The 16,440-nt window shown below is 60.5% G+C and carries 24 protein-coding genes and 1 tRNA gene; 12 read left to right on the plus strand and 13 right to left on the minus strand.

The genetic code is table 11. The annotated features are described in order from the left end of the window. Positions 1-2 precede the first annotated feature (2 nt). The 10 genes from KUV26_RS03725 to KUV26_RS03770 form a co-directional block, all read right to left on the minus strand. Positions 3-1,217, minus strand: a complete 1,215-nt coding sequence (locus KUV26_RS03725; protein WP_222507348.1) for a phage portal protein — start codon at positions 1,215-1,217, stop codon at positions 3-5. Continuing rightward, the gene (locus KUV26_RS03730; RefSeq protein WP_222507349.1) at positions 1,214-2,941 is read right to left on the minus strand and encodes a terminase large subunit; all 1,728 of its coding nucleotides are present in this window, start codon (positions 2,939-2,941) and stop codon (positions 1,214-1,216) included. The genes KUV26_RS03725 and KUV26_RS03730 overlap by 4 nt, the downstream gene beginning before the upstream one ends. Beyond that, positions 2,941-3,432 (minus strand): hypothetical protein, encoded by a 492-nt coding sequence (locus KUV26_RS03735; protein ID WP_222507350.1) that lies wholly within the window; start codon positions 3,430-3,432, stop codon positions 2,941-2,943. The genes KUV26_RS03730 and KUV26_RS03735 overlap by 1 nt, the downstream gene beginning before the upstream one ends. Positions 3,433-3,518: 86 nt before the next feature. Continuing rightward, positions 3,519-3,890 carry an HNH endonuclease gene (locus KUV26_RS03740; protein WP_222507351.1) on the minus strand — a complete coding sequence of 124 codons (372 nt, stop codon included), beginning with the start codon at positions 3,888-3,890 and terminating at the stop codon, positions 3,519-3,521. 93 nt (positions 3,891-3,983) lie between these two features. Further along, complete coding sequence (locus tag KUV26_RS03745; protein WP_261399716.1) at positions 3,984-4,682, minus strand: hypothetical protein; 699 nt, start codon at positions 4,680-4,682, stop codon at positions 3,984-3,986. After that, entirely contained in the window at positions 4,679-5,272 is a 594-nt protein-coding gene (locus tag KUV26_RS03750; RefSeq protein ID WP_222507352.1) for a hypothetical protein, read from the minus strand. The genes KUV26_RS03745 and KUV26_RS03750 overlap by 4 nt, the downstream gene beginning before the upstream one ends. 184 nt (positions 5,273-5,456) lie before the next feature. Beyond that, on the minus strand, positions 5,457-6,080 hold the full coding sequence (locus KUV26_RS03755) for a hypothetical protein (protein WP_222507353.1): 624 nt from the start codon (positions 6,078-6,080) through the stop codon (positions 5,457-5,459). A 51-nt stretch (positions 6,081-6,131) separates the two neighbouring features. Continuing rightward, on the minus strand, positions 6,132-6,527 hold the full coding sequence (locus tag KUV26_RS03760) for a helix-turn-helix domain-containing protein (protein WP_222507354.1): 396 nt from the start codon (positions 6,525-6,527) through the stop codon (positions 6,132-6,134). Further along, entirely contained in the window at positions 6,520-7,320 is an 801-nt protein-coding gene (locus KUV26_RS03765) for a DNA-methyltransferase (protein WP_222507355.1), read from the minus strand. The genes KUV26_RS03760 and KUV26_RS03765 overlap by 8 nt, the downstream gene beginning before the upstream one ends. Beyond that, a complete protein-coding gene (locus KUV26_RS03770; RefSeq protein WP_222507356.1) occupies positions 7,313-7,747 on the minus strand; it encodes a hypothetical protein in 435 nt (144 codons plus the stop codon). Before KUV26_RS03770 ends, KUV26_RS03765 begins: the two co-directional genes overlap by 8 nt. 221 nt (positions 7,748-7,968) lie before the next feature. Here KUV26_RS03770 and KUV26_RS03775 point away from each other — a divergent pair, with 221 nt between their 5' ends. Both KUV26_RS03775 and KUV26_RS03780 read left to right on the plus strand, forming a co-directional pair. Beyond that, the gene (locus KUV26_RS03775; protein WP_222507357.1) at positions 7,969-8,133 is read left to right on the plus strand and encodes a hypothetical protein; all 165 of its coding nucleotides are present in this window, start codon (positions 7,969-7,971) and stop codon (positions 8,131-8,133) included. A gap of 187 nt (positions 8,134-8,320) precedes the next feature. Further along, a complete protein-coding gene (locus KUV26_RS03780; protein WP_222507358.1) occupies positions 8,321-8,677 on the plus strand; it encodes a hypothetical protein in 357 nt (118 codons plus the stop codon). A 38-nt stretch (positions 8,678-8,715) separates the two neighbouring features. Here KUV26_RS03780 and KUV26_RS03785 read toward each other — a convergent pair whose 3' ends face one another. Then, complete coding sequence (locus tag KUV26_RS03785) at positions 8,716-9,039, minus strand: hypothetical protein (protein WP_222507359.1); 324 nt, start codon at positions 9,037-9,039, stop codon at positions 8,716-8,718. A 319-nt stretch (positions 9,040-9,358) separates the two neighbouring features. Here KUV26_RS03785 and KUV26_RS03790 point away from each other — a divergent pair, with 319 nt between their 5' ends. From KUV26_RS03790 to xerC, 9 genes are all read left to right on the plus strand, one after another. Further along, positions 9,359-9,619 (plus strand): helix-turn-helix transcriptional regulator, encoded by a 261-nt coding sequence (locus tag KUV26_RS03790; protein WP_039146292.1) that lies wholly within the window; start codon positions 9,359-9,361, stop codon positions 9,617-9,619. A 322-nt stretch (positions 9,620-9,941) separates the two neighbouring features. Further along, positions 9,942-10,211 (plus strand): hypothetical protein, encoded by a 270-nt coding sequence (locus tag KUV26_RS03795; protein WP_222507360.1) that lies wholly within the window; start codon positions 9,942-9,944, stop codon positions 10,209-10,211. A 226-nt stretch (positions 10,212-10,437) separates the two neighbouring features. After that, positions 10,438-10,797, plus strand: a complete 360-nt coding sequence (locus KUV26_RS03800) for a hypothetical protein (protein WP_222507361.1) — start codon at positions 10,438-10,440, stop codon at positions 10,795-10,797. Positions 10,798-10,943: 146 nt separating this feature from the next. Continuing rightward, positions 10,944-11,222 carry a hypothetical protein gene (locus KUV26_RS03805; RefSeq protein ID WP_222507362.1) on the plus strand — a complete coding sequence of 93 codons (279 nt, stop codon included), beginning with the start codon at positions 10,944-10,946 and terminating at the stop codon, positions 11,220-11,222. Between the two features lie 11 nt (positions 11,223-11,233). After that, complete coding sequence (locus KUV26_RS03810) at positions 11,234-11,506, plus strand: hypothetical protein (RefSeq protein ID WP_222507363.1); 273 nt, start codon at positions 11,234-11,236, stop codon at positions 11,504-11,506. A 56-nt stretch (positions 11,507-11,562) separates the two neighbouring features. Further along, positions 11,563-12,222, plus strand: a complete 660-nt coding sequence (locus tag KUV26_RS03815) for a hypothetical protein (protein ID WP_222507364.1) — start codon at positions 11,563-11,565, stop codon at positions 12,220-12,222. Then, positions 12,219-12,398: a hypothetical protein gene (locus tag KUV26_RS03820; RefSeq protein ID WP_222507365.1), complete on the plus strand. Its 180-nt coding sequence runs from the start codon at positions 12,219-12,221 to the stop codon at positions 12,396-12,398. The genes KUV26_RS03815 and KUV26_RS03820 overlap by 4 nt, the downstream gene beginning before the upstream one ends. A gap of 49 nt (positions 12,399-12,447) precedes the next feature. Continuing rightward, positions 12,448-12,651, plus strand: a complete 204-nt coding sequence (locus KUV26_RS03825) for a helix-turn-helix transcriptional regulator (protein ID WP_222507526.1) — start codon at positions 12,448-12,450, stop codon at positions 12,649-12,651. Next, the gene (gene xerC, locus KUV26_RS03830) at positions 12,645-13,655 is read left to right on the plus strand and encodes a tyrosine recombinase XerC (RefSeq protein WP_222507366.1); all 1,011 of its coding nucleotides are present in this window, start codon (positions 12,645-12,647) and stop codon (positions 13,653-13,655) included. Before KUV26_RS03825 ends, xerC begins: the two co-directional genes overlap by 7 nt. 96 nt (positions 13,656-13,751) lie before the next feature. On the opposite strand, the gene KUV26_RS03835 is transcribed toward xerC, so the two are convergent. Continuing rightward, positions 13,752-13,836 (minus strand) — tRNA-Leu (locus KUV26_RS03835). A 219-nt stretch (positions 13,837-14,055) separates the two neighbouring features. Between KUV26_RS03835 and KUV26_RS03840 the strand changes: the two genes are divergently transcribed. Then, on the plus strand, positions 14,056-14,583 hold the full coding sequence (locus KUV26_RS03840) for a Hint domain-containing protein (protein WP_222507367.1): 528 nt from the start codon (positions 14,056-14,058) through the stop codon (positions 14,581-14,583). 9 nt (positions 14,584-14,592) lie between these two features. Here KUV26_RS03840 and KUV26_RS03845 read toward each other — a convergent pair whose 3' ends face one another. Next, positions 14,593-16,350, minus strand: coding sequence for an NAD(P)H-hydrate dehydratase (locus KUV26_RS03845; RefSeq protein WP_222507368.1), 1,758 nt, complete (start codon positions 16,348-16,350; stop codon positions 14,593-14,595). Positions 16,351-16,440 lie beyond the last annotated feature (90 nt).

Below are 16,440 nucleotides of genomic sequence, written 5' to 3' on the forward strand. Positions count from 1 at the left end.
CCCTATTCCTTTCCCAAGTCCTGGATTGGCAACATTGCGCCCTGGGCCAGCAGCTGTTCAGCTGATGGATCAGGATGCGGCGGCAAGTTGAGTTTCGCGCGCCGCTCATTGGCGGTCATGGTTGCGGAACTTGCCATTTTGCTGAGGAACTCAGCTTTCGACTTGCTGTCCATTTGCAGCAGCGCTTCGCGGTTGAACTCGACGAACCACCGGCGGCGGCGCTCCGGTGGGACCAGATCCTTTCGGGCCTGGGCCTCGATCTTCCGCAACGCCGGATTGATCCCCAGTGTCATCCAGGAAAGCATGATCGCCTCCACACCGCTGCCCCACATGGTCTGCCCCTGGGCCGCGTGACCAATCACCACCGGCGGCACCCCGAACCAGCGGCAAACGTCCTCGACATTGAACCGGCGGGTTTCCAGAAGCTGCACGTCCTCAGGGTTCATTTGCAGCCGCTGGAATTTCAGACCGGCCTCCAGTGTCATCAGCTTGCCGGAATTGGTGGACCCCCGGTATTCCTCCAGCATTTTCTGCAAAGCGGCCCTCTGCTCAGCGGTTAAGGTCTGTTCAGATGAAACAACCCCGCTGGCCATCAGGCCGGACTTGAAGACCTTGCCCGCGCTCTCATCGGCGGACAGCGCCGCGCCAAAGGCGTTTGCGCCATACTTGATGGCTGACAGCCCCAGGCCGTCACCGGCGCCAAAACCGCGCACATGGAAGACCTTGGATGCAGGCAGATACTCCCGCTTACCGCGGTCAATGAAGGAATACCGGAATCCCCCACCAGGCAGCCGCTGCGGGACAACTCCGTGCAACGGGCGCAACCCAACCAGGCGGCCGCCGGGAAGCTCCAGCTTTTCCGAATAGCCGTTGCCGCCCAGGATGGTTTGCGCCGCCATGCCCTCCCAATAGTCCAGACTGGTCTGGTTCTGGTTGGGCGTCATTGTCAGGATTTCCGCCAGATCAGGCTCGATCCGCTTCTTGGACCCGTCAGACTGGCGCTCATAAACCGCCAGCGGCAGACTAGCCACGGCCTGCGCGTGCTTCCGCACACAGTCAAACGCCGCGGAAATTGTCATGGCGGTGGAGTGACTGACGACAGCACCCGAGACAGAAACCACGCTCCCGGCCGAAGCCGCATCGGTCCAGCCGGATTGGCCCGCCGCCAGCTCATTCCGCACGCCGCGCACCGCGGCTTTGACAAGTCGTGAGATCATAGCGCCATCACCGGGTTGTTAAGGAAATCATCAAGGTTGTTGCCGCCCCGCGGCTGCGGGTTCCAGCTCATCATCTGGACCGTGTTGAACATGGCCATAAGCGGATCGATCTTTGCGGTGCCCGATTGCGCCTTGGTGACAATCACGGCATTCCCGCGCGCTTCCGTTTTTGCGTTCTCCACCGAAAAAGTCATGATCCGCTGGCCGCAATGGACAAGGGTGCCATTCTTCAATTTGACTGGCGCCGCCTTGATCGCCGCATTCAGCTTGTAGCCTTGGGAAATCGGCGTCATGTCCTCGATCACAAACCCGGCGTCGATCAGCGCATCAACGATTTTGGCTACCCCTTCCGGGTCCATGCCGATGCCGTTTTCTTCCGGCAGAAGGCCGAGATCCCGAAGCTGCACGCATAAATCCACAATTTCCGGGAACGCCTCCTCCTCCAGGTTGCCCACCAACGACAACTCCTTGGCATCCCGCAGCGCCTCCAGCTCCGGCTTGATTTCCTTGCGCAGCTCCAGGACCATCTCATCCGCCCAGGCTTTTGCCCAAAACTGCCAGCGCTTGGTTTCGCGGTGACGGCCCATGATGCCGAAGCCCAGAAGGTCATCCAGGCCGCCACCGTCCACCCCAGCCACGCACACATCCGAAGTGGCCAGGATATCCTCCAGCGTTATGTCCCGTGCGGCTTGCTCCCAGAACAAGGCGCCAACCCATTTGCCGGTGCCAAGACCGATAGACGGCTCGACATTCAGGTGCTGTGAGATGAACAGTGCGACGGCTTCCGGGCCTTCCCGCTCCGCCTTGCGCATGTCGTTTACCAGATCTTCCATGTGGACCGACCGGCCCATGTTCGGATTGACCAGCCCCCAGGTCTTGGGATCTCTCCAGGCTTTGCTCTCCAGCATGTCCTGGGGCAGCTCATACATCACCGACAGCATGGGCAGACGGATTTCGCCATCCCGAACAGCCCGGGCCGTCGCCAGCTCTTTTTCAAACTGCCCTTTCGGGCGGTCCTTTGACTGGGTGGTGATTTGCAGGAAGAACCCTTCAGGCCGGGATTTCAGCCCGCCGCGCAGCTCGATGAAGACCTCCGGCGCCTTGTGCTTGCTGCCCAGGACGTGGGTTTCATCCACCAGGATATAACACCCCTTGGATCCGGTAACCACGTCCCCATCCGCGGACAGGATCATGATCACCGCTTCCGTGGTCAGATGGGTGATGGTTTTCTGATGCGTCTGGATCTTGAAGATTTTGGACAGGGTTTCATCCAGCTGGATAATCCCCTTCGCTGTCTTGAAAGCGATATTGGCAATCTTCTGTGTTGGCGCAATCAGATACAGCTCAGCCTGGGGGCGCTCATTCATGATCGCCGCGGTGACAATGATGCCCGCGGAAATCGCTGACTTCCCGTTCTTCTTGGGCACCAGCAGGAAGAATTCCCGCAGCATCCGGCGCTTGGTTTCAGGGTTGTAGCTGCCAAATATGACGCGGACGAAATCCAGAACCCAATCGTCGCAGACCTCGCCGAAGGTTGGCGTGCCGGGCAGATCCGGGACTTTCAGCCGCCTGAAGATCCGCAGTGCCTTTTCCGCTGGTGCATCAAACAGCGGAAGGTCCGGAATCAGCGACAGCCCATTGAGAATCCGGTGCTCCCAGTCCGGAACCGACGTATCCCAGTCAGGATCCAGGCCGAAATCTTCATCACCTGAAAAATCAAGCACTAGTGCATTCCACTTCCTGGCTTGATGTCATCACCCCAGCCGCTATCCGCGTCTCCGCCGACAACGTTATGAGCGTCCAGCCTTTCCTGGGCTTTCTTGCCCGGCGTTTCCGGCTTGGCCGAAGACTTACGCTGCGCCTCATTGATCCGGCCTGTGGTCAGCGCCAAATCGCTCTTGGCAATCAGCTGTTCAAGCAAGCGCATCGCACCAACGTTCCCTTGCTCTGCAGCCTCGAACACCTGCATGTAACGCTTCAGGTCCAAGCGGTCCCGCTGGATATCCCGAGCCTTGAGTTCTGAAAAATAATACTTCCTCAGCGTCGGCTGTGTGATGCGAAGCGCCGCGGCAATGCGTTCATTACCCCATCCGAAAGCCAGTAACATTATGACTTTATTACGATTTTCTTGGGTGGCCACATGAGCAGGCCGACCACGCCTGCCATTGGCCAGCCGCACCGGGTCGCCAAACAGGTCAAATTCTTGCTCTGCCAAGAAAAAAATCTCCGAATGAGGGGGGGACGGGTCTGGGCGCGGCGGCCCTTCGGGACTTTTGCGCCACCCCCTCCCTTGCGCAGACCTCAGACCAGGCCGCGCTTTTCCATGCTTTGCTTTTCGCCATCGTGATAGCGCTTCGACACGGTCTGCAGGTTGTCCGGATCCCAGAACAGATCTGGATCACCGCGGTGCGGCTTGAGATGGTCAACAACCGGGCTGTTCAGCGCCGGATACTTGCCCACCAGCAGCTCCCCGGTTTGCTGGCACGTCCAGCCATCACGCTTCAGGACTTGCAGCCGCAGCTTCTGCCAGCGCGCCGTCTTGTACCATGCGCGCCAGGAATGCACGGCGTCCCGCTGTTGCGAACGCTGCCGTTCGCCGACAGGCGCACCAGCCAGCCGGGACCGGGCAGGCTGCAACCGGGGCTTAACCGCCCTGCCCTTCAGCTTGCCCATCGCGCACCCTCCAAACGCAAAGCGCCCGAGGCGGGGTCTCCGCTCCGGGCGCAATTCGGTCGCTTGCACTATGTCAACAGATTGAGATTTGCGTCAAGCCCCTTTCCACGGAGCACAAGGCGGCAGAGCGTCTATAACAGTGAAGGAGGTGAGGTGGCACGCCTTTTGGAAGATGAAGCGCAAATGGTGAATAGCCCTGTACCAGTCCAGATAACGGCGCCGCGCGGCCGCCATGTCCCGTGCCGTGTTGCTGTAGGACACCCGGCACCAGGAGCCATCCGCCTTCTTTCCCAGCTGATCGGCCGGCCAACGCTGGCCGGGCACCCTGCACACCTCAGTCGCAGCAAAGGAACCATGCTTGCAGCGGCGCCAGGCAACAGGCTCGCAGGCGGGCACGGCACCGCCCATCCAATCAGGCACCTCACCAGCCCGCGCCAGCTCAGCTATCTGAACCGCCATCCGCCGCCCGCCATAGACTTCCGGAAGGCTGGCAAGAGAGGCAGCAACCATATCGGCATCGTGGTGGCGGGGCGAGCTGCCGCCGCCCTGCACCCTGCAGCCCAGCTTGGCCCGCTCAACCATGATGTATTCCATCCCGATACCCGGCCGGGCGCCGGTTTCCTTCTCGATTTCGTCAAAGTCCAATCCGACCTTTTCCCGCTGAAAGGCCCATTCGATCAGCTGCAGCGCGCTAACGTCCATCTTGCCAGTGCGCAAAGCCTGCACCGCAGCTCGCTTTCCCTGCTGGCGCGGCGCCATGACGAACCGGCTTTGCGATGCCGCCACGTTCATGCCTGCACCTCCGGCCGCTGCGACCGCGCTTCATCGGCAATGTCCTGACACTTCTGCAGCGCCGCCCGGCGGCGGTCACGGAATACCGCTTCCTCCGCACTGACAGCGCCACCGCGCGCCAGCCGGGCCTCGATATCCTCCAGACGCCGCACAGGATCATCCGCGGCAGCCTTGATCTGGCTCAGTGTGAAATTGCCCGGCCATTCCCGGTTGCCCTTCAGCCAGGTCAGCAGCTCAGGCGACCAGCCCTTGGCAATCGCCTCCCGCCCCAAGGGGTGGCCGAACACCTTGAGCATGAGCGGCGACGGCCCGGTTTCCGGTGGCTCGATCCGGCGCGCCTGGTTCAGAATGTGCAGGGCAATGGGGAAGCGGTCCCGCTCTTTTCCGCCCGGATGCGCGGCGCACCACTCCCGCAGTTCTTCCAGGCTCTTGGGCTGCATATAGGCCAGCATCTGGCGCAGCTCTTTCTTCATGGTTTCGAACTGCTCTTTGCGCATGGTGCCGGGCTTGGTCAGCCCCAGCGCCTCCAGCGGCTCAATCAGTAATTCCTTGACCCGCTTTTCGCCTGCGGCCTGCTCTTTCTCATTCATTTCCGCAATCCCTCATTCTCAGCAATCCCACGTTTCCAACGGCTCTCCGGCCTGCGTTTGGTCCCTGTAAGGTGTTTTGTATTCTTCTGTTTTTTACTGTTCTGTCCTGTAGGGCAATTTCACTGAAAGGCCCGAAATAGGACTGAAATCCGGTGAAATCATTTCACTTCATTTCAGATGAATTTCACTTCCGTGCCGCGCTGATCGGGGTCACATCGCCGGTATATCCCAGCACCTCGATCATGGCGGCCCGCACGTTGTCCGGCGTGATGTACAGCTCCGAATGCTCGAAGTGCTCCGCCAGCGCCGTAATCGCGCGATCATCCTTGATGATGTGCTCCGGCACTCCCATTTCGTGCATCTTCTTGCGGATCTTGTGCTTTTTGAGCGCCAGCCGCCCGGCCTCACGCGCCGCATCCCTGCCGCGCTTTCGCTTGTACATATCCTGCACAATCTCCTCGATCAGCCCGGGGTGGCCCAGCCGCTCCTCGCACTCACCCGTGCGGGGGTCCTCAACCAACACCGTCTCCCAGCCATGCAGCACGGATTCCCGCACCTCTTGCCATTCACCCAAGGACCGGAAGCGCGCCATATCAGCCAGCTCCAGATCATCCACCGGCAGCGTGCCCGCGGGATCCTGGCGCATTGCCTCGGCCCACAGAATCAGCGCCGTCCCGATATCCGCACGGCGGCCGGTCATGACCGACTTGCTCAGGAACCGGGACGACAGGAACTTGTGCCCGAAGAACGGGAACCAGTCATGCGAGGACAGAGTTTCCCCGCGCTGCAAGGGCCAGGTATCGGGCATTCGCCCTCCTGGATCTTCGATCAAGTCTTTCACTGCCCTATCCTCCCGCTCCTAACCGGCGCGCCTGCGCACCGTTGAAAACGGGCGGCCATGCGCGGCTGCGTGGCGGATGAACTCCGCGCCGCCCGCACTGCCTGTCAGCCGCCGGTTTAATTCCTCGAAGTCCGCCTGCAGATGGGGGAACTCGCGACGCCGCGCGTTCACAGCCTTGAGGCCGTACAAAACTGAGGTGTGGCAATCCAACCCGAGGGCCGCCGCCATCTGCGTGGTGCTAAGTCTGGTCCGGTAGCGCATCAGCGCCATTGCCATCTGACGCGGCCAGGAAACGCGGCGGGTCTTGTCCCGGCCGGTCAACTCACCGCGCCCGAGCTTGTAATAATCCCTGACCACTTCGATGATTTCCGGGGCTCGCAGCGGACGCATGGGGGACGGAAGGATTTCAGCCATAGGCTTCCACCTCCTGGAACATATCCCCCTGAACGCACGGCAACAGATCAGCGCCAAGCTGCTGAACCGAAAGAACCGCCTTGCGAACTCGGCGGCAGGCCAGTGAGAAATATTCCGGGTTCTGCTCAATCCCTATGGCCCGACGCCCGGTCAGCGCTGCAGCGACCAGCGTGGTTCCGGATCCCGCAAAGGGGTCCGCCACTAGGTCGCCCGGCCGAGTGAAGTCAAACAGTAGTTCACGCATCAACCGCCAAGGCTTTTCCGTGGGGTGGCCGCCGGTGCGATCCTTAGGGCTGACCATTTCGGTATAAACCCCGCGCTTTCCCCCGGCATTCCAGCGCGAATGGCCTTTGCCCGCCCAGGCGCAAACGAAATTTTCAAACCCAGACGCTGGACCTTGCCCGTTGAATTGCGGCGGACTGTCCGGCTTGATCCAGGTGCAGGCGCGCTTGTATTTCATCGGACTGGCGTTGATCTCATCCGCCCAGGGACGCACTCCCTCTGGCGTACAGAACGCAATAAACCAGCCATCGCATTGTGTACCTAGCTCCACTACACGACCGCGGATCTCATCAATGGGCGCGAAGTCCAGCTCCTGCAGCTCTTTGCGGCCATCGGCACGCATATCCCTGCGAGCCCCACCCTTGGATTTAGCCGTATGGGTGATCTCTTCATATGGCGGGTCCATCATGAAATGATCAACGCTGCCTAGGCTCGGCATAACCTCCAGGCAGTCACCCAGGTACAGCTCGCAGCTGCCGATCACCACCTTGCGCACCCACGGATCAGCCATCGGCGCCACCGTTCAGCAGATACACCGGCTTGCTCAGCTCCAGCGCCAGAAAGGCCGCCCGCCAAACGCCCGGGCACTCCTGCCACCCGTCCAGCGGCGGGATGATCACCAGCTCCACGCGGGCCATAACCAGCTCCGGCTCAGGGGTAAGCAATTCAGCCTCTGCCGCCATGAACGCAGGCGCAACCGCCGGGATCCGAACCTTTGCCAGCAAGCCCAGCCAATTGAGCGCCATATCCGCAGCAATCACCGGCCCGCCACTGTGGGTGGCGTATGGAGTGGCCAGACAGGCAAGCCTGCCTGCTGCATCGTCCACCACATCCCCCAGCAGCACCCCCTCATGAAACAGTGCCGCCCGCCCGCGGGCTGGCCGCCTGTGCTGCTGGCGCAGTCTGCGCCAGTTCTCAGAAGGCGAAAAATCAAGCATTAACCTCCCCCTCAGAAAAAGGGGCGCGCAGCAAGGTCCGCGCCACGCGCCCAAAGTCAACAGGGAGGTATTCAGGGGCTTTCTGCAGGAACGCCTGCCCCCGGTCAGCGCGCATAACGGGGACAGTTGCCCGCCCTGCAGAAATTTCCGCACCTTGACACCGGCGCACAACTTTGAACCGATGCACTAATTCATCCACGCAACTTAAAAGGGGCCAAAACATGTTTCTTGCCATCTGGATCGGCTTTGCCGTGATTACTGCAATTGCTGCCAACGCCCGCGGGCGCAGTGGCATTGCCTGGCTGCTGATCGGCGCACTGACCGGCATTTTCGGCCTGATCGCCGTGCTGGTGATGAAAGACCTCAGCAGAGAACCCGCCGCCTGAGGCATATTTGCGGCGGCCGGGCCGTGTCCGCACCCCCGGCCGCCTGCTCCCGCCGCGCCACTGCTGGCATCGGTCGCAGAAGGCATTCCAAATTGGCCGTTTTCTGGACATTCGCCCGTTGATTGACCAACAGTCATATCGACCTCCGCAGCTCGGCAATGAGCCTCCGAATTAAGGAACAATCACTTTGGAAACACTTGCAGGCAAAGCCCTGAACGACCTTGCCAACCTTGCCGCCGATAAATGGTATGCGGGCCTTGGAGCGATCGGATTGATTGCTCTCCTGTGGGTCATGCTCAAAGGAACGCCGCATGATGATCTGCTGATCGGCTATATTTCCCTGACCATGATCGGCCTTGGTTTCGGTGAAGCTGAAACGCGCACCTTTAGGGAGCACATAGACCCGCTCGGTCGGTACAAACTCACAGGTCCGGCAAGGCGCTGGACCTTCATTGGGATCAGCCTCTATCTCGCCGGGGCAAGTGGGGCGGGTCTGGCCACACTGCGGGCAATAGACCTCAGCCGAGACGCCAGCTTGATGTAAGAAGGCCGCAAGGCCGTTTTCTGGACGGGCTTCAGCCATCACGCCGCCCTCACCAACTCATCTCCGAAGAACGCAACCGCGCCCGGATCAGTCAATATGACCAGCAGCGCGATGTGGCTGGCCGGCGCGGTCACTGCGCCCCACCAGTTCAGAGCGGTCTGAAAGCTCACATCGCAAAACAGCGCAACCTCGCGCGGGCTGCGGAATCTGGATCGGAAGTAGGCCGACCACAAGTCAGGGGCAGCAGCCTTCAGCGCATAAGGGTCAATCTGATTTGACCAAGATTTTTGACCGGCTTCCGCGCCAGGCTCACCGCATGGATCATTATTGTTTACAATCAAGGTCAGGCGGGGGCGGCTCATGCGGCGTCCTTTCCTCTTGCGTCCGGGTGCCCCTTGAAAAGATGTTCAGGGACCTCAATCCCATGCTTTTCACAGTAGCTCCGAACAGCCCAAAACCAGTGCGCGGGAAAGAGCCCCACACGTTTCGCGCGTGTCACCAACTGCACCGAGAACCCAGTTTCCTTTTGAAACTGCACCCGGTCGACGACATCAAGAAAGTTGGCAACTGTTTCTGTTCTGCTCTCAGCAATCATTTGCCAAGTAACTACGCATTTTGCGTAGGAAGTAAATACGCAAATTGCTCAGTGCTGCAATTCAGCTTCAACGGTAGAAACTGACCATGCTTGAAGATCAAGAAGACAACATTGAAGCAGTCGCAGCCCGGCTGAAACGCGTGCGCGAAATTCTCGGACTCACTAAGAAAGAGTTCGCAGAACGCGCAGGCATGACCGAACAGACGTACGGACCGTTTGAAAATGCGCGGCGGGAACTCTCCCTAAGCGCCGCAAAAAAACTTCGAAAGTGCTATAGCTTACCGCTTGAGTTCATGTACTTTGGAAAGATCGAGGATTTGCCCACCAGGATCTCGAGGGATTTGTAATCCAGTCCTTCTGTTACGTCCGCCCAGAAGTCCAACGGCAGGCCCGACTTGGCTCGCGCCTCTTTCAACAACCACAATAACTTTTCTTCGTTCATATTCATTTGCCTAAGTCCGCATAGATTGCGCGAAAGTCGGGGGACTTCATCAAATGAAGCCCTCGCCAGCAGGGCAGAATCCCCGACCTCAGAATCCCCCGCAGGCAATAGCCATGCACAATGGTAAACCTTGCGCTAATTCAAACTACGCATATTGCTTAGTTTTACTCTTGACCTACGCGTTTTGCTTAGTTTATCGATATCCCTATCAACCGATGGAGGATTGAATGCAAGACATGAACAACACCGCCCGACAGATCGTCGGTTCACCAGAACACTACCTGGATGATACCAGCTTGTTCACCCAGGCTTGGGCCGCCATGAAGGCTGCCCGCGGCCAGGGATTTGACCCGGCCCGCCTGCGGGCAGCCCACCTGATCGACCACCCCGAACCGGCGCCGGAACCGACCGACCAAACCCTTGCGCGCGTCGGCGCCAAGGTGCGCGCGCTCATCGCGGAGAAAAACATCCCGCTGCATCGCCGCAATGCAGCCTGACGCACAGACCGCATCCGCCAACGGAGCATCGTCCGATACCGGCAAAATCGGCAGAGCGCATCCAAGGGCACCGCCCCACCCCAAATAGCCAAAAGCGGCGCGTGACGGAGGATTGACGCGCCGTTTTTTATTGAGGTTTCGCGCCCGTCTTGCGGCGCGGATCAGCGCGGGCGGCGCAGTCCTCCAAACAATCCGCTGCCCGCGCACCTTTCTTCTAGGACACCCTATGCACAACACCAGCCCCTGCACCTCACAGGAACTCTATGCCGCTGAACGCAACATGCGCGCCCGCTGCCGGTTCGGCCAGGCGATGCTGCTGCAGGAACTCGGCGGCAAGGTCACCCCGGCCAGCACTGACGCCAGCGATCGCTTCGATTACGAAGCCACGCGCTGGCACGCTTCGCTAATGGGCGTTTGCGCCTCAGGTGATGACCTGCCCGAAACGCTGGACGCATGGATGCGAGCCGCACAAACGCGCCTCAAAAACGACAACACCCACCGCGCGACCGATGGCCGCCCGGACTGCCCGTACAACGGCGCTGCACTGCTGCCGCACGCAAACACGAGAGTTGCCGTGGCCACTTGAAACCTGCGCCTTAGCACACCGGCCGGGGGTCGCCGAAACGGCCACCGGCACTTTCCAGAAAACGAACCCCGTCAGATCCGCCGGGCGCGGCAAAGTCCACCACTCACAAACCCGCGCCGCGCCCAACCATGCAGAAAGGCAAGCCAATGCCCACGGAACAGAAACAGCGCTTTGACGATCTGCCGCCGTCTACACAGGGAGGCATCCTCTGCAATGACCCGCGGTTTCAGACCTTTGCAGCCCAACGCTGCGGCTACCCGGATAAGCAGTTCACCCAAGGCGGCGCAGCTGAATACATCCGCCAGATCTGTAAGGTAACTAGCCGCTGCGAACTGCTGCACGACCAAGCCGCCGCCGCTCGCTTCCAGGCCCTGCGTACCGAGTTCGACGCATGGACCGGCAAGCTCGCAACCCCCAACCGATGATCAGGACACCCATGCAGACCGCAACAGACACCGCCGCCCGTGTAGCTGGCACAGATACACAGACCGGATCAAAAGAGGTGCGCAAGCCGCTGGCAAAGGTCGAACTATTCGGCCTCAGGGCACTGTGGCTGCACTTCGCGGATGAAATGGACCTGCGCCGCCTCGCTAAGCTCCACGTCCGTATCCGGGTGAAAGAGCGCGCCCTGCACGACCTGAAAGAAGAACGCCGCCAGATCATGCGCAAATGCACCCGCCGGATGCAACGCGCCCAAGCCAAGAACTGATTTCTCTTTCTGCCTCTGGGCACCAGGGGCAGCGACGGAAACCAGGAGACAAAACCATGAAATCTCTGCGAGTCCTGATCGGCTGCGAAACTTCCGGTGCGGTGCGCCGGGCCTTCCTTGATCGTGGGCATGAAGCATGGTCCTGCGACCTGCTACCCGCTGACGACAGCAGCAACCGCCATATGCAGTGCGATATCCGCGAGGTTCTGGATATGGGGTGGGACCTGCTCGCCGTGATGCACCCTCCATGCACCCGTCTATGCAACAGTGGTGTGCGCTGGCTCAGCAGCCCGCCCAAAGGGCGGACTTTGCCGGAAATGTGGTCCGAGCTGGACGAAGGCGCCAAGCTGTTCTCCGACTGCTGGAACGCCCCGATCCCGCGCGTTGCAGTGGAAAACCCTGTGATGCACCGCCACGCGAAAGAGAGGATCGAGAACTACCAGCCCGCCGCACAGCATGTACAGCCTTGGTGGTTTGGTGATCCGGCCTTTAAGTCCACCGGCCTTTATCTGCGCGGGCTCCCGCCGCTTGAACCCACAAACCGCCTGACACCGCCCGAGAAGGGTTCCAAAGAGCATAAGCGCTGGTCAGCCATTCACCGCGCCAGCCCCGGACCCGATCGATGGAAGCTGCGCAGCAAGACCTTCCCCGGGATAGCTGCCGCCATGGCCAACCAGTGGGGCGGCTGGGCAACCGACCAGGAGGCCGCAGCATGAAGAAGCCTCACCGGAACAAAACGAACCCTTGCACCCGCATTCACGGCGAGATGGCACAGACCTGCTTTCTGATTGGCGAGGAAACGGACTTTGAGGCCCATTTCTCCTGGTCTGCGCACGTCAATCAGCTCGACGTCCATGTCACCCCCAACTGCGCGCGCAAATGTTCGCATTGAATGCGGAACTTATGCGCCGCGGCGAGAACTGAACCAGGAGACAGAATCCGTGGCTGCAGCAAACCAAATCCTAGCACGCGAAAGCACGGCAGCTAAGATGCTGGATATGCCGCTCAAGGAATTCCGCGCCCTGGTGGCAGCGGGCAGCCTGCCCAAGCCGGTCAAGATCGGCGGCAAGGTTGAGCGCTGGTCCGTGAAACAGCTTGAGGCAATCAGCTCAGGCACCATGCTAAGCGAAGATTTCGAATGGTAAAGAAGAACTCAAAACCCTATCTGGCCCGGATCCCGCGCAGCGGAAAGGACTACTGGTATTTTCGAAAGGGCAAAACCCTGATTCGCCTGCCCGACGATCCCGACAGCGAGGAATTTGACCGGGAATACTGGGCCATCAGGTCCGGCCAGCACAAGGCGACGGTTAAAACCACCTTTGAGGCACTGATCACAAGCTACTACCAGACGCCGCGCTTCAGGGGATTGAAGGCAAGCACCAAGGCAGAGTACCGCCGAACGCTGGAACTGCTCCGTGAAAAGAACGGGCCTAAGGACTTCACCAAACTGCGCCGCAAACACGTTATCGCAGCGCGGGACAAGTATGCAGACCAATGGCGCAAGGCGAATGCCATGGTCGAACAGTTGTCGATTCTGGCCCGTCACGCCATTGATCTGGAATGGATCACCGCCAACCCTGCCCAGGGCGTCGAAAAGCTGAAGGGCGGCAGCTATGAAGCTTGGCCGGAGACAAAGCTGGCCGCATATGAGCGCTATTGTGAACAGCACGGGCTGACGATTGAGCGCGCGATTTATGAGCTGTGCATCGGCACCGGACAGCGCATTGGTGATGTGGTCGCCATGGAATGGGCCCACTTCCTGGGCGGCTACATGGACGTTGTGCAGGAGAAGACCGGCGCCCGGCTTTCGATCTTCTGCCCGGATCGCCTCCAGACTTTCCTGGAGCGTTTGCCGCGCAACGGAAAACACATCCTGGCAAAGAACCTGACGCAGCACATCAGCAAACGGCGCGCTCAGAGCCTTGTGGCAGAAGTCCGCAAAAAGATCGAAGCCCAGGACTTTGTTATCCACGGCTGGCGCTACTCCGCCGCGAAAGAGCTGGCAGAGGCTGGCTGCTCAGACACAGAAATCCAGTCTGTGACCGGCCACAAATCGCTAGAAATGGTCAAGAAGTACCGCCAGCAGGCAAGGCAAAAACAGCTTTCAAAGACAGCCCAGCTGCGCCGGAACAGAACAAAAACAGAATAAGAACAGATTCCAGAGTGTAAAACAAAGTGTAAAACACTCTGGATCACAGGCGCAGCACCACCCTGCAATTAAGCGTATTTCTCTTTACAATCAGAATGGTGCGGGTGAGAGGACTTGAACCTCCACGCCTTGCGGCGCCAGAACCTAAATCTGGTGCGTCTACCAATTCCGCCACACCCGCACGGCACGAGGATCCGCCCCCGTGTGCGGCGCTGAATAGCAAAGCTTGGCGGGGGATGCGAGGGGAAATCGTGCGCCGGGCGCCTTTGTGCAAAACGGCAACAATCCGTCTGGAATATCGCAACAATGAGCGGGTTTTCGCGCAAAAGGGCTGGGCCTGGAATCCGGTTGTGCCGTAGTCTGGCGGAAAAAGTCTGAGGCAGACAAAGCGAGCAACAACATGAAACCGTTTGGAAATGCGGCCCTGCGCGCGCAAATGGCGATGCGCGGCCAGGCACAGCCCCGGCGGCTGTTTCAAGGCAGCCAGAATATCAGCCTCTTGCGCGGCACCATTGTGCTGACCCGCGTGGGAGAGCGCGCCGCTGAGGAAATCAAGGCCGGCGACAGCCTGATCACCCGCACCCAGGGCATGGCCCAGGTAGAGGACGTCCGCAGCCGCCGTGCAATGCTGCAGGCGGTGTGCATTGCCGCAGGCTCCTTGGGAGACATGCGCGCTGACAGCGATCTTGTGGTTCCGTGGGACCAGCGCATCCTGGTGCGCGACTGGCGCGCCAAGGCGATGTTCGGCCAGCCGCAGGCGGTGGTGCCGGCCTATGAGCTGGTGGACGGCGAGTTCATCCGCGACCTGGGCCTGCAGATGATGGAACTGACGGTGCTGGAGTTCTCCCGCCCGCATGTGATCTATGCAGGCGGATTGGAACTGGCCGCAGCCGCCGCACCGCAGGAGGACCTGCGCCCTGCGGCCTGAGCCAGGGCCTTACAGCCCCAGCTTGCGGAACACCGCGGGGATCTGCTCCGGCAGATCCTCGGCGATCAGGCCGGGGCCGAATTGCAGCGCGCATTCCACGTGGATATAGGCGGCGGTTTCCGCCGCCTGCATCGGGGAAAACCCGCGCGCCACCAGCCCGGTGATGAAGCCTGCCAGCACATCGCCCGATCCGGCGGTCGCCAGCCAGGGCGCGGAGCGGTCGTAATGGGCCGAGTTCACAGAGCAGCGCCCGTCCGGCGCGGCGATCACAGTGTCCGGCCCCTTGAACAATACCACGCAGCCTGCGCGTTTGGCCGCCTCGCGGGTGGCGTCCACCTTGGAATAGGCGGGGCCGGTGGTGGCGGGCGCGTTCAGTTTCTCCGCCAGGTCCGGGAACAGCTTGGCAAATTCGCCGCCATGCGGGGTGAGCACGCAGTTCTCATGCAGGATTTCGAACAGCGCTTGCGGCTTCAGCTCAAACCGGGTGAGCGCGTCGGCATCCAGCACGGTGGCCCGGTTTTCCTTCAGCACCGCCATCACCACCGCCTGGGTGTCCGCGCCGCGCCCCAGGCCGGGGCCAAGGCAGACGGCGTTAAAGCGTGTGTCCTCCAAGAGTTCGCTGACCCCATGCGCGCCGTCGATCTGGCGCAGCATGATGGCGGTCAGGTTGGCTGCATTTTCAAACATCGCCGAGCGCGGCGAGCCGACAGTGACCAGCCCTGCCCCGATCCGCAAAGCGCCGCGGGCGGCGAGCCGGGCGGCGCCGGTTTTGCCGTGGCCGCCGGAGAGGACGAGGGCATGGCCTTCATTGTACTTGTGCCCTCCGCCTGATTTCTCAAGCATCGGGTGAGGAAACCCCGGAGTTTTCAGAGGGCGCCAGCAGAACCGCGGTTCAAGCAGCCTGACACGTTCTACGTCCGGGTCCTGCGCGCAAGCCACGGTTCTTTCCATCGCATCGCCCCGGAGCCCTATGTCAACAACTTTGACGCGGGTTCCGTTTATAACAACGGCTCCCAGGAAGTGACTGGTTTTGGGGCTGTGAAAGGTAACCGTCAAATGAGCGTGGAAGACAGCCGACATAAAGTATGGCCATCCCCCTTCCGTGTCTGCAGCCTCTTCAGTCTCATCCGCCTCTGTGATGGGAAACCCAGTGTCCGACGAAAGACCAGAGGGAATGTCGACCGCAACTTTCCTTAGAGTTCGCCGCGTCTTTCCGCTAGGGCTTTCCTCCTTCCATTCCGGCCGAAACTTCAAAAGCCAGTGAAAGGTTTTCCGGATCTCATCAGGCAGCGGACGGGTAAGCCCCGTGCCAAACAGAGCATCGACCAAAAGGTCAGGCTCAATAACCGAGGCAAGGCAACCACTCGTAAGCGGTTCTTCACTGCCAATCTCCCTCCACCTCCTATAATTCACCTTCGCATCCGGCGGCAGCTTGTCCGGGTCGCCGTAGAGGAAAACCTCCACCTCCCAGCCGCGCTCCCTCAGCAACCGCGCCACCACAAACCCGTCGCCGCCGTTGTTGCCCGGACCGCACAGAACCACTGCCCGGTGCGCCTCTTCACCTTTCTCCAAATACTCCGGGGTGCGCGAGGGGCCGGCCCCTCGCCCGCCATCCGCAGGCTCTGCCAGCTCCGGCCATTCCTCGAAGATGGCCTCGACCACCCCCTGCCCGGCCCGCTCCATCAGCTCCAGCCCGGTCACCTCGCCGGATGCGATGGCGGCCTGTTCGATGGCCCGCATCTGGGCTGCGGTCAGCAGTTCGGTCATGTTTTGCCCTTCCCCGATTCAATTCTGCGCATTTTCCGGGCGCAGTGCTTAATTTTTAGGCAGATACGATCAAATCCTGCCCGCAATTGC

Origin of the sequence: Leisingera daeponensis, assembly GCF_019801465.1 — a bacterium.
Classification (GTDB): Bacteria; Pseudomonadota; Alphaproteobacteria; order Rhodobacterales; family Rhodobacteraceae; genus Leisingera; species Leisingera daeponensis_A.